Here is an 11,552-nt window from a genome sequence, read left to right as displayed (position 1 = left end):
TACTGGCGGGCATGTCCGGCATCACCGACCGTCCAGGTTCCGCGCCGACCGCGCAGGACACCGCACTCGCCGAGCGTCTCGTCGCCCTTGCCGGAGAGGCCCTGTCCGGGCCGACGGCGCAGTTGGCCGACCAGCTCCGCGCCCACACCGCGCACATCGCCCTGCTGGACCGTCAGGGCCCCGTCGTGGGGGCGGTGCTGAGCATGTGCCGGGCGGCGGCGGAACGCTGGCAGGCGGGCGGCTACGGGCACTTCAGCGTCGCGCGGCACATGCCGTCGGTGGCCCCGTCCCTCTCCAGCCTGCTCCAAGCCGCGGTCGACGGCGACGCCGACGCCCAGCTCCACGACCGGGCACGGCGGGCGTGCGCCGCCTCCATCGAGGACGCGCAGAAGCTGCTCGCCATCAGCGCCGGGGTGCACGCGCTACTCGAAGCGGGCCCGCGCCGCTTCCCCGCCACGCCCGTCACCGAGCCGATCGACCCCCGGCGCCTGCCCGACCTGCGCGCCCGGCTGGTCAGCGCGCAGCAGGGCAAGCCCGCCGTCAACCGGCTCGCCATCGCGCTGTTCGAGAACACCGGCACCCTCGTGCCGTACCTGAACTCCGCCGACGACGCCGCCCGGGTGCTGCTCGCGCAGGAGAACGACCGACTCGCCAAGGCGAAGCTGTACCACGTGGACGAGGAGATGACCGAGGCCGCCATCCGCAAGGCGGAGCGCGGCCGCAAGGGGCCGCTCGCCCCGCACCGGGTGCCTGCCCGCCGCGGGTTCATCGCCTTCGGCAAGCCGCTCGTGCGGACCGTCCCCGACGGCGAGGAACGGCCGGCGGACGTGGTCGCGGTGTCCTGGGGGCCGTGGGCCGCCGACTTCGCGCACGCGCCCGGCCACCTGCGCCCCACCCCGGTCGCGGGGCCGCGTCAGCCGTTCTGGCGCTGGTTCGGGGTCAATGGCGTGCGGCACATCGAGGCCTTCGACGGCCGGGAGCATCCGACGTGGTGGCTGACGTTCTGGACCCGGCCCACCCACGCCGTGCCCGGGGCGCCGCCGCTGATGGCCGACAACGAGACCACGATCGGCGCCACCGAGACGCCGGGCCCGATGCAGCTCGGCACCACCGACGAGATCAGCCACGTCGTCTTCGCGTGCTGGGACTTCATCACCCAGGAGCAGGTCACCAAGCGGCCGATCACCCAGCAGCGCGTCCAGCCGCGCAAGCCCACCGACCTGCGGCGCGACCGGCGCAAGGGCGTGGTGGACGACTCCGCTGTCCACCTGGTCACGCTCCGGGGACGCCGTCCCCGCCCCGTCGAGTCGGCGTCGGCCGCGCCCGCGGCGAGCGGGCGGAGGCTGGACTACCGGCAGGTGATCGCGGAGTACGACCGCTCGCACTGCATGAACCCGCGCCTGCACCGGGACGACCCCGATCGGGAGCGCCACCACCACGAGGAGATCACCGTGATCGAGCACGTGCGCGGTCCCGACGGAGCGCCGCTGCGCCCGACGAAGGAGTCCCGCACGGTGCGCCAGCTCACGGCGGAAGCGGCGGCGGCCGCGGACCAGGAGGAGGAAGTCACCTCTTAAGAGGGGAGTTGAGGCGTGGGGAAACCGCGGGCGCACCGGTACGGGCGCGGCTACCCTGGCCGCAGGGTGCGGCGCTCCCCCCGTGGCGCCGCACCCTGACACGACAGAGGGCCGCCCCCGCAACCCGTTCCCGGGTGCGGGGGCGGCCCTGCGTCGTGACCGGCGCCGAAGGCTATCCGGCTAACGGGTACGGGTCGCTGCCCGCCGTGGTGAGCAGCGTGAGCCGTTCGGCGGCTGCGGTGGTCGCCGCGACGGGCAGCGCCAGGTCCTCGGGCATCAGCGAGGACGGCTTGAGGACGCAGACCGCACCGTAGACGGCGTCACCCCACATCACCGGGGCGGCGACCGCGCTCCAGCCGGTGACCTCCTCGCGGGAGACGGCGTAGCCCGCCTCGCGGACCTCTGCCAGGGACGCGGCGTACGCCGCAGCATCGCGTACTGCGCCGGGCCCGGCGCCGGCGGGGACCGGCTGCTTCAGGACGGCGGAGACCATGGACGGGGAGAGATGGGCGGCGATCACGCGGCCCGAGGCGCCGACGCGCAGGGACTGGCCGACCTCCACCAGGTCGGCGACGCCGAGCCCGAGCGACTCGAAGTCGTAGCGGCCCGGCGCACTGGCGGCGTACGCCTTGCGCGGGCCGCCGTATGGCGAGAGCACCCACAGCAGGGCGAAGCCGTCCACGGCGCGGCTCAGGCGCTCCAGGGCGGGCCGGGCGTCCCGCATGTCGGGGGTGGTGGCCATGGCCTGCATGCCGATCCGGGCGGCGCCGGGCCCCAGTCGGTAGCGGCCGGGCGGCACCCGCAGGAAGATCGAGGTGGCGATCCCGGATTGGAGAATCCGGTAGACGACGGCGATGTTCAGGCCCGTGGCGGCAGCGAGTTCGCTGGGGCCGTGGTCGGTGCCCGGCAACGCGGTGAATGCCTGGACGACGAGCATGACCCGGTGCGCGTGCACTGTTCCGCCCGTGCGAGCGGCGGGTTCGTTGTCCGGCGGAGTTTGGGCAGTCTGAATTTCCTTCGGTGTGGTGCGGCTGAGCATGCTGTCCCTTGTCGCGCATGCCGCCCTTCCCCCGGCGGTCCGGCGGTGGGCGGTCGTCCCCATAGGCCTGCTGTCCGCGCGGTGTTGCCGGTCGAACGCGGCCCCCGACCCCTCTAGATCCTCGTCACCCCCGTCGGTCACGAATCGAACCAGTGATCGCAACCCTACATCCGCTGCGCGGAACGGCCTCATGGTTTTACATCACCTCATTCCGGACACATTCGCCGGAGATTGCGCGACGCGAAATGAGGCCGCTGCGCCACACGGAAAGGGCAACCTCGGGGCAGCCGATATCCAGGATTATTGCGCGGTACGAAAAGCCTAAGAGATGACGGATATTGCGCGACGCGAAAAGATTTGACAGGGCGAATAAGGCGCGCATTGACTTCCCTTTCAAGGAATTCACGACGACGGGGGAAATCTCTTGAGTATCCGTACCCGCGCAGCGGCAGCGGGCCTGACCGCCAGCATCTTCCTGGGCGGGGCCCTCGCCCTGGCCCCGGCGGCGAACGCCGTCGGCGGGCACTCGAAGTGCACCAGCGACGCCAACATGAACGGCAAGGTCGACGTCACCAACGTCAACCTCCGCAAGGGGCCGGGCACCTCCTACGGGTCCTACGGCCAGCTCACCAAGGGCGCCCGGGTGTACGTCGACTGCGTCCGCCAGCCGGACATCACCAAGCAGCCCTGGCTCTACATCAAGGTCAACTCCGGCGCCCACGCAGGCCTGCGCGGCTGGGTGCGTGACGACCTCATCTACTGGCCGATCTGGTCCTGACCCAGCGGCGGGCCGCACGGACCCCCACCCCGAACCACGTACGCACCTGCACCCCGAGGACACAGCAATGCCCCAGTTGTTCAAGCTCCCGCGCGCCCGCGCCCGCGCCGGCGCGGTCGTGACGGCCGCGACCATCGCCCTCGCCGGAGGCCTCGCCGCCTCGCCCGCCTCCGCGGCCAGCTCCGGTCACGTGTACTCCAGCGGCAAGGGCGCCGAGGGCTGGTACTACTACGGCTCTGAGCGGGTCTACGCCTGCGACATCAAGAGCGACGGGTACAAGGCGGTCACCCAGGTCTTCTCCAGGGACGACCGTCTGCTCGTCACCGTCACCGACACCTACAACAACGGCTCGTGCTCCTCGAAGAAGCCGACCCTGTTCGAGGGCACGCACAAGATCCGGGCCTGCGTGCAGAAGGGCAGCGCGAAGCCGACGAAGTGCGGCGCGAAGCACTCCTGGTACGTCGGCTGACGTTCCCCTCCGCTCGCTTCCAGATCACACCGCTGCCGGGCGGGTCCGCCAAGGGCCCGCCCGATGCCGTTCACGCACGAGGAGGATCGACGTGTCACAGCAGCTCGCCGCGACCTGGGTCCGGGTAGGCGATCAGTGGGTGCGGGCCGACCGCATCGTCGGCGTCCGGCTGGAGCCGGGCCCCGGAAACGCGCTCGGCGGCCGGTGGGGTGAGGTGGCCAGCCAGCGGCTTCTGGTGTGCACGACGCTGCCCGCCGAGGAGGACAGCGGCAAGGGCGCGTGGCAGGAGGCCGCCGTGTGCGCGCAGGAGCGCGGCGAAGTGGTCGCCGGGACGCTGCTGGACGCGATGGGCGCCGCCAAGGCGCCGGCGGATAGTCCGCGGTACGTGTACCCGGCCCGCACGGCGGGGGGTTGGGTCTCGCACTGGCAGGCCAGCACGACCCTGCCGCAGGGGCCCGCCCTCACCGGCGACCCCAAGGCCGTACCCGCCATCACCGGAACGCCGGTGCAGCACCCCAGAGTGCTGCGAGGCGCCTGAACACGGGATAGGGGCCCGGCATCAGCAGGTTCTTCATGCTGCTGATGCCGGGCCCCACGACGTTCGGCACCCGGCTGACGAGGCCCGCCACGAGGGCCTTTGGGGACCGCCGAGGCCCGCGGGTTATCTGGCCAGATAGACCACCCTCGGGGCGCTCGGGCGGAGCCTGCACCCGGTGGTCCGCTATGGGCAGCGGTCTCGGATCTCCCGCGCCCACTGCTGCAACGGGTCGCTCAGGACCAGGTTGTCGCCGCGGTCGACGGTCTGGAGCAGCATGGCGCACACGGTCGCTTCGGCGGCGAGGGCGTCCGGGCCGCCGAGGGCGGGGAAGGTCTCCCGGACCCGGGCGGCGGTGGCGGGGCAGCCAAGGGAGTAGGCGTAGAGCATCGCGGCGTCGAAGCCGACCGGCGCCGCGCCCCAGCCTTCCCAGTCGAGGATGCGCAGCGGGTTGGTGAGGTTGGCCCAGTGCAGGTCTGCGTGGGCGGTGCTCCAGCAGGGCGCCTCCGGGGCCGGGATGCCCACGAACTGGGGGATGGCCCGCTGCATGTACTGCGTGCGGACGGCGGTGCGGTCGGTGGCGGCCGCCGCGAGCTTCTGGAGCGTCTCCGCGAGGTCCGTCCACCACTGGCCGGGCAGGTCGAGGTCCTCGTGGAGGATCGGGTCACTGGAGAGGACCGGTTCGCCGACGCGGATGGACAGTTCCGCCCGGTAGGCGATGCCGTCCTCGGTCACGTCGTGCAGGCCGATCAGCGCGGGGCGGCGTCCATCGAGGCCGCCCAGCGTGTGCTGTGCAGCCCAGGCGCCTTCCCACAGCTTCCCGGAGGCCTTGTCTTCGGGCGCGGCCACCAGGCGCAGCCACGCGGGTACGCCGGCGGCGGTGCGGGCCGGGGCACCCAGGGTGCGCCCGGCCCATCCCCAGAACTCGCCGCCCTCTTCGACCGTCGCGGTCAGGGCCTTGGCCGCGCGGCGGTGGTGGGCGCGCATGCGCTGCTCTACGGCCGGGTCAGGCGGAGGCGAGTACACCAGTGATCTCCCGTAGTCGGGCGATGTCCAAGGGGGGTTCGGCGAGCGCGTCGGCCGCCTGCTGCCAGTGTGACGCACTGGAGGCGGACACGAGGACGTTCGTCACCCCTGGGCATGACGCCACGGCCAGCAGGCAGGCCTGAGCGGGTGTCAGGCCCGGGCGGATGAGGTCGGCCAGCTCGCTGCCGACCATCTCCACCAGTTCCCCGCCGTGCAGCGGCGCGGAGGCCATCACCCGCAGCCCGCTGCTGGCTGCGTCCCGCAGCGGGCCGCGCCCGTCCAGCACCTGCTCGATGGGCGCCATGCTGACCAGGCTCACCGGCAGTTGCACGGCCGCCAGGTGGTGGCGGGCGCCGCCGGCCGCCTCGGTGGCCAGGGCCGCCAGCAGAGGGACGGAGAACGCCCCGTCCGCGAAGCCGTGCCAGGTGGCCACCCCGTATCCGCCGATGCGTCCGGCCGCCGCCTCCTCCTCCAGCGCGGCGAAGGCCTCCCGCAGCGTGCGGTACAGCGCGGCGCGGTCGCCCCGGGAGGCGCGCTCGGGGTTGTGCAGCAGGACGAGGTCGAGGCGGGGGCGGCGCAGTTCGAGCCGGTTGCGTGCGACCTGCCAGCGCACGTAGTCGGGTGCGAGGCTGTGGCCGGACACGGCTTGGTCGGAGGTCAGCACTCCGGCGACGGTGGCGGCGCCGCCGGTCGCCGCGGTGAAGTAGCCGACCTTGGTGGACACCCGGACCTGCGGGTGAGCCGCCAGCGCACCGGCCAGCAGGGACTGTGCGCGTCCGGCGCCGTAGTTGGGGGCGGTGTCGATCCACTGGGCACCGGAGGCAGCCGCGTGCGCGGCCGCCTCCGCGATGTCCCGGCACCGGTAGGTCCCGAGGGCGAGCTGTTCCGTCACGGCATGTTCCCCACGACGGCGGCCTGGCCGGTGACGAGTTCCTGGACGAGCCCGGCGACGGCCGTCACGTCCAGGTCGGCGGCGGCCGCCAGGGTGGCCAGGGCGACGGTCTGGCCGTCGACCAGCGGCCGCAGCACCTGCTCGGCGGCCGGGGCGAACTCGTACGCGTTGTCGGCGGCCGCCAGCGTCACCGCGTCGTCGCTGACCTCCAGCACCGCGCGGGCCGTGGTCAGCCGCACCCGCAGGTCGCCGTCGGCGGGGACGGGGCCGACGTACGGCAGGCTCGGCACCATCCGGCCGGGGGCCCGGCCGTCCATGGCCTTGGTGTAGCGGCTGATCAGGTGCGGGTCGGCGAGCTGATCGGCCAGCAGCTTGCGCAGGCCGTGCAGGACTTCGGCCTGTTCGGCGGGGGCGGCGAGGCGGGGCAGGTCGCGGCGCCATTCCTCGTGGTCGAGGAGCTGCTCGCACGCCCACGCGACCAGGTCGGTGGCCGTGTGGGTCTGGAGTCCGCAGGTGACGTGCAGGGAGCGGGCGCCCTGGTCCGCGGCGACCGCGTGCCAGATGCCGCGCGGCACGTAGAGCACGTCGCCCGCGTGCAGGACCAGGTCGGCGACCGGCTCCTCGGGCGGCTCGGCGGGCTGGGTGGTGTCGCGGTAGAGGGGGTGCGGGCGGGTGGTGCCGTACAGGCGCCAGTGCTTGCTGCCGTCGAGCTGGACGACGACGGTGTCGTGGTCGTCCCAGTGGACGCCGAAGCCTTCGGTGCCCGTCCAGGAGGCGTAGAGGTTGGCCTGGATGCGGGTGCGGAGGACGCGTTCGATGTCCTCGGCGAGGCGGGCGAGCGGGCGGTGCATCTCGTCCACGGAGTCCAGGACGAGGGAGGCGCCGTCGGCGAGGCGGGCGTGCAGGTCGGCGGGGCGGAGTCGACGCCAGACCGTGTGCCGGCGGGTGGTGACCGGCTCGGTGTAGTCGCCGACGTGCAGGGACGGGCCGCCCTGGTGCAGCCGCATCCGGGGCGGTTCCAGCCGCTGCGTGGCCATCAGCTTGTTGAGGTCGTCCCAGGTCATCAGCCCGGCAACGTCCACGGCGGCGGGGAAGTGGCGGTAGTCGCGGTGCAGTGCCTGGGCGAGGAAGTCCTCGCCCAGGCACGCCGCGATCGACGTCGTCGTCATCGCGTTGAGGGTCCGTTCCGTCAGTCGTTGCCGTCGCTGCGGCCGGTGCCGCCGCCGTCCGACTCGGCGGAAGCGGTCCGGGCCCGGGCGGCGGTGATCAGCGTCCGGGAGCGCACCAGGCCGCCGGGCGACGGGGCCGGCGCGGACGGGGGCGGGATGGGAACCGGCATGGAGAGTCCTCCTCCACTTCGATGGGCGGCCGGAGCCTGTCGGCTCGGCCAGGGCTCCGCCAGTGAACTCGTCGCAGACGCGGCCGGTAACCCGCACCATGGGGCCCCCACCATGGGGGTATCGTCTGCGCCGACGCTCCGTCACGCTGTGCGAGCTGAGGGGGACTTGTGGACGACTTAGCGCCGTCGCCAGCCCAGGTTCCGGACCGTCTGTTGCGCGATCCGGTGTTCGCTCGGGCCCTCCGTGACCGTGATTTCGCGGCCGTGTTCGCCATGGCTCACCGGGCAGGGGTGAGCTATTACCGGATCGGTGAGGCGTGCGGCATGAGGCCCGAGCGGGTCTCCAAGGTTGCGAGGGGCGAGGCGTCGGTGACCGCCCTTGACACGATCGAGCGCGTTGCGGACGCACTTCGGGTTCCCGGTGCCCTTCTCGGCCTTGCTGCGCGACCCTGGGAGTACAGCTCCCCGACGTCCCTCCCGGAGTCCGACGATGGAGACGACCCCATGAACCGCCGCCAATTGCTGCGCGGCGGGCTCGCCGCCGGTCTCACCGGAACGGCGCTCGCCGCCCTGACCGACACCCGCCGTTCGGTGGACATGGCGCTCGTCGCGGACAGCGCCCCTGCCGATCTGTCCGACCTGGAAGCGGCCGCCGAGACGTACGGCTACGGCTACCACGGCCAGCCGCCGACCCGGTTCCTTCAGGATCTGGTCGGCGACTTCGCCGACCTCCAGCCCTATCTGGCCAGCCCGCAGCCGGTCGCCACGCGGATGCGGGTGTGCCGTACCGCTGGGCAGATGGCCGGCATGGTGGCCGTCGTGCTGCACGACCTCGGGGTGCGGAAGGAGGCTCGCGGCTGGTTCGCCACCGCGGCCGCCGCCGCGAGGGAGTCCGGCGACCGGCAGTTGCACGCGTGGGTGCTGGCCCGGGAGGCGATGGTGCCGCTCAACTACGGCGCCCCGAAGACGGCGGCCGCCATCGCCGAGGAGGCCCGGCAGGTCGCCGGGGGTCGGCCGACCGCCGCCGCCACGTTGGCCGCGGCCGTCGCCTCCCGGGCCTACGCCCTGTCCCACCGGCCCGAGCAGGCCCGCCGCGCACTCGCGGCCGCCGACACGTTCATGGAGCGGCTCGACGCCGGCGCGCGGGCCGACACCTGGCTCACCCACGGCGAGCAGAAGCACCACGTCCATCTGTCCCATGCGCTCACTGCGCTTGGCGACACCCGGCGGGCCCGCGAGAGCCAGCAGCGGGCGCTTCAGCTCTCCGCGCCGACCAGCACCATGACCCGCGCCCTGCTGACCATCGACGCAGCCGCCTGCATCCATCACGACGGCGACACCGGGCAGGCATGCGAGCGCACCGTCGCGGTCCTGTCCGGCCTTCCGGACGCCTACCGCACCGGGCTCGTGCGCCGTCGCGCGCTCGACCTCTACCAGTCGATCCCGGCTCAGCACCACGAGGAGGCCGCTGTGCGCGACCTGCGCGAGGTCCTGGCGGCCTGAACCACACCGAACAAGGAAGGCCCCGGACAAGTCCGGGGCCTTCGTCCTGTCACCCTCAGTCCACTCCCCCGCGCAACTCACCTCTTAAGAGGGGAGTTGCGTGGGGAAGGCCTTCCGGCGGTCCGAGCGCCTACCGCTGGGTGGGCTTGCGCGCCTGTGGCTGCTCGGCGCCGCCGCGGCGGAGGTGCCCGGCCTGCTCGGCGCCGCCGCCGGATGCGGGCTTCTTCGCTCGCTTCGCGGTGGTGGTCGACCGGCCCCGCGCGGCGGCTGCGGACACACGTTTGGCCCCGGGCATCGGCCGGTTCAGCGCCTCCCCCATCCGGCGCATGGCCGGGATGTCCACCGGGTCGGCGCCCTTCGCCGACGGCGGGGTACCGCCGCCGCCCGCACGACGCGGTCCCCGATACTCGAGGGCCGCGTCTCCCAGTCGCAGCAGCGCCTCCGCGCTCGGCAGTTCCTCGCGCCGGTCCGTGCCGCGGTCCTCGGGGCGACGCAGCTTGTCGGCGGCGGCCTGCGCCAGCCCGGCGACCTTCTCGCACACGGCGATCGAGGCCCGGCGCACGAAGTCGGCGACGCGCCCGTCGGCCATGAGCTTGCCGAAGTGCTCACCCGCCTTTTCCTTCATGACGTGCATCAGGTGGCCGAAGGCCCCCCGCACGCTCTGGATGCGCTGCCACTCCGGCAGGTCCTGGAGCGCAGGCCCGTGGGCGTCAGCCTCCCGCAGCGCCACGTTGACCGCGTCCGCCGACTGCTGCGGGTCGCGGTCCGGCGCCTGCTCTGGCTCGGCAGCGGTCGCGGTGCCGGGGGCAGACTGCTGCGCCTCGGTGGCCGGCGGCGGGGTCGGTACGGGGGCGGGCTGCTGCTCGGCAGGCTGGTTCAGCTTGGCCACGGCCTCGGCGAACAGGGCTTCCAGCCGCTGGAGTTCGTCCTCCACGGAGGCGAACAGGTCCGCACCCGTGCCCTTGTCGGCGGGCACGTGTTCGTCCCACGCCTCTTGGACGGCCGCGAAGTCGGCGACGACGTCGAGCGGGCGGTCCTGCTCCGGGACGGAGGCCTCCGTCGGCCCCGCCCACAGCGGCAGGTCGCCCGGCTCCGCAGCGGCGGGCGGTGCGGGCTCAGCGGGCCCGGCGCCTTCGATGCTGCTCTCGTGCTGCGTGGTGTCCGCCGGTGCCCGGTCCTCGCCCGGATCTGCGGCGCCGTCCGGGCCGGGGGGCGCCGGGTTCTCGGGGGTGGCGGGGCGGGCGGGCGTGGCCATCTCGGTGTCCTCCGGGGCGTCGGGGAGCGGGGCAGGCTGGTCGGCCGCATCGGGGACCGGCTCCGGGCCGGGCGTACCGGCGGGCTCGGTCGGCTGCGTCACCTCGGCGGCCGCCGGGTCCGGAGCGGGCTCCGGTGCCGGTTCCGGGGCCGTCTGCTGCGGGGTGTCGTCGCGGGCGGGTTCGGCCTGCGCGGCTGCTGCGTCGGCCGCGGCTTCCTGCTCCCGGGCGGCGGCTCGGTCGGCCATCATCGCGTCCAGGGTGGCCTGGAGGCGCCCCTGCATGCGTGTGGTCTCGTGCAGCAGGTTCATGAGCGGGAAGGCGAGGAACTGACGCTCATCGAGGGCGGGGTCCGCCGGCAGCGCGGCCCCCCAGGCGTTGACCGCCTCCTGGACCGCGGCGAGGTTCGCAGCCATCTGCCGCGAGCCGTGGTCTTCCACGTCGGCCGCGCCGAGGCGCCTGAGATGGGTGCTGAGCGTCTGGAACTGCGGATTCTGCGGGTAGTTCGGGTTCGCCCGTGCGGCCGCCAGGGTGATGGTGCGCAGTTGCTGCTCGGCTGCGGTTCGCAGCTCGAAGCGCAGCCGGTCCGCCCGGGACTGCGTCCCGCGGACGTTGACGGCGACCGGCGGCTCTCCGTAGGGCTCCCCGGTGACCACCGAGAACATCACGGCGCCCTGACGTGCGGCATCCATGGGTGAGCCGTTGAGTTCGGTGACGTCGGCGGGCATGCCGTCGACTGCCAGCCGGGCCAGCCAGCGGCCGGAGGCGGACAGGCGCACAGCGGCGACGGTGGCCTCGCCGTACAGCAGCTCACCCTCGCGGGGTCCCTCGCCCTCCACCGTGGTCAGCCGGAGCCGGTAGCGGGCGTCGGCGGGGAGCGGGAACGTCTCGGTGAAGGCCCGGGGCGTGGGCGGGTCTTCGACGTCCACGGCCGGCACGGGTTCCTCTGCGGGCGCCTCCGCAGGGACGTCCGGCGCGGGCGGATCGGCGGCCGGGACGGAATCCGGCGTGACGACGGTGGGTTCCGGCTCGCCTGCCACTGGTACCTCCTGCTCGGGCTGGTCTGGTTCTTCGCTCACTGCGACCTCCGGCGCGGGAGCGTCGTCCGGCGCGGGAGCGTCGTCCGGCGCGGGAGCGTCGT

The 11,552-nt window shown here is 73.5% G+C and carries 11 protein-coding genes; 5 read left to right on the top strand and 6 right to left on the bottom strand.

Going from position 1 to position 11,552, the window contains the following annotated elements; all coding sequences use genetic code 11:
- Positions 1-11: 11 nt before the first annotated feature.
- A complete protein-coding gene (locus ACFF45_RS17185) occupies positions 12-1,577 on the top strand; it encodes a hypothetical protein (protein WP_381346930.1) in 1,566 nt (521 codons plus the stop codon).
- A gap of 172 nt (positions 1,578-1,749) precedes the next feature.
- Here the strand turns inward: ACFF45_RS17185 and ACFF45_RS17180 are convergent, their stop codons facing one another.
- Positions 1,750-2,532: an IclR family transcriptional regulator domain-containing protein gene (locus ACFF45_RS17180; protein WP_381346929.1), complete on the bottom strand. Its 783-nt coding sequence runs from the start codon at positions 2,530-2,532 to the stop codon at positions 1,750-1,752.
- A gap of 508 nt (positions 2,533-3,040) precedes the next feature.
- Between ACFF45_RS17180 and ACFF45_RS17175 the strand changes: the two genes are divergently transcribed.
- The 3 genes from ACFF45_RS17175 to ACFF45_RS17165 all read left to right on the top strand — a co-directional run bounded on the left by ACFF45_RS17175 (position 3,041) and on the right by ACFF45_RS17165 (position 4,401).
- The gene (locus tag ACFF45_RS17175) at positions 3,041-3,394 is read left to right on the top strand and encodes an SH3 domain-containing protein (protein WP_381346928.1); all 354 of its coding nucleotides are present in this window, start codon (positions 3,041-3,043) and stop codon (positions 3,392-3,394) included.
- 67 nt (positions 3,395-3,461) lie between these two features.
- A complete protein-coding gene (locus ACFF45_RS17170) occupies positions 3,462-3,863 on the top strand; it encodes a hypothetical protein (RefSeq protein ID WP_381346927.1) in 402 nt (133 codons plus the stop codon).
- 91 nt (positions 3,864-3,954) lie between these two features.
- Entirely contained in the window at positions 3,955-4,401 is a 447-nt protein-coding gene (locus ACFF45_RS17165; RefSeq protein WP_381346926.1) for a hypothetical protein, read from the top strand.
- Between the two features lie 183 nt (positions 4,402-4,584).
- On the opposite strand, the gene ACFF45_RS17160 is transcribed toward ACFF45_RS17165, so the two are convergent.
- Genes ACFF45_RS17160 through ACFF45_RS17145 form a run of 4 tightly spaced genes read right to left on the bottom strand, consistent with a single transcriptional unit; the run spans position 4,585 to position 7,655 of the window.
- Complete coding sequence (locus ACFF45_RS17160; protein WP_381346925.1) at positions 4,585-5,385, bottom strand: hypothetical protein; 801 nt, start codon at positions 5,383-5,385, stop codon at positions 4,585-4,587.
- Positions 5,386-5,404: 19 nt separating this feature from the next.
- Positions 5,405-6,316 (bottom strand): aldo/keto reductase, encoded by a 912-nt coding sequence (locus tag ACFF45_RS17155; RefSeq protein WP_381346924.1) that lies wholly within the window; start codon positions 6,314-6,316, stop codon positions 5,405-5,407.
- Positions 6,313-7,485: a cupin domain-containing protein gene (locus ACFF45_RS17150; RefSeq protein WP_381346922.1), complete on the bottom strand. Its 1,173-nt coding sequence runs from the start codon at positions 7,483-7,485 to the stop codon at positions 6,313-6,315. Before ACFF45_RS17150 ends, ACFF45_RS17155 begins: the two co-directional genes overlap by 4 nt.
- A 20-nt stretch (positions 7,486-7,505) precedes the next feature.
- The gene (locus ACFF45_RS17145) at positions 7,506-7,655 is read right to left on the bottom strand and encodes a hypothetical protein (protein WP_381346921.1); all 150 of its coding nucleotides are present in this window, start codon (positions 7,653-7,655) and stop codon (positions 7,506-7,508) included.
- A gap of 168 nt (positions 7,656-7,823) precedes the next feature.
- Between ACFF45_RS17145 and ACFF45_RS17140 the strand changes: the two genes are divergently transcribed.
- A complete protein-coding gene (locus tag ACFF45_RS17140; RefSeq protein ID WP_512701188.1) occupies positions 7,824-9,158 on the top strand; it encodes a helix-turn-helix domain-containing protein in 1,335 nt (444 codons plus the stop codon).
- Positions 9,159-9,288: 130 nt separating this feature from the next.
- Here ACFF45_RS17140 and ACFF45_RS17135 read toward each other — a convergent pair whose 3' ends face one another.
- A complete protein-coding gene (locus ACFF45_RS17135; RefSeq protein WP_381346919.1) occupies positions 9,289-11,490 on the bottom strand; it encodes a hypothetical protein in 2,202 nt (733 codons plus the stop codon).
- Positions 11,491-11,552 lie beyond the last annotated feature (62 nt).

The organism is Streptomyces cinereospinus, from assembly GCF_042430725.1.
GTDB lineage: Bacteria > Actinomycetota > Actinomycetes > Streptomycetales > Streptomycetaceae > Streptomyces > Streptomyces cinereospinus.
Note: the sequence above shows the minus strand (reverse complement) of the source record. Positions and strands in the feature narration are given on the sequence as shown.

Coding starts and splice junctions, on each gene's coding strand:
- ACFF45_RS17185 (WP_381346930.1), top strand. CDS start 12: ATGTCCGGCATCACCGACCGTCCAGGTTCCGCGCCGACCGCGCAGGAC.
- ACFF45_RS17170 (WP_381346927.1), top strand. CDS start 3,462: ATGCCCCAGTTGTTCAAGCTCCCGCGCGCCCGCGCCCGCGCCGGCGCG.
- ACFF45_RS17160 (WP_381346925.1), bottom strand. CDS start 5,385: ATGCGCGCCCACCACCGCCGCGCGGCCAAGGCCCTGACCGCGACGGTC.
- ACFF45_RS17150 (WP_381346922.1), bottom strand. CDS start 7,485: ATGACGACGACGTCGATCGCGGCGTGCCTGGGCGAGGACTTCCTCGCC.
- ACFF45_RS17145 (WP_381346921.1), bottom strand. CDS start 7,655: ATGCCGGTTCCCATCCCGCCCCCGTCCGCGCCGGCCCCGTCGCCCGGC.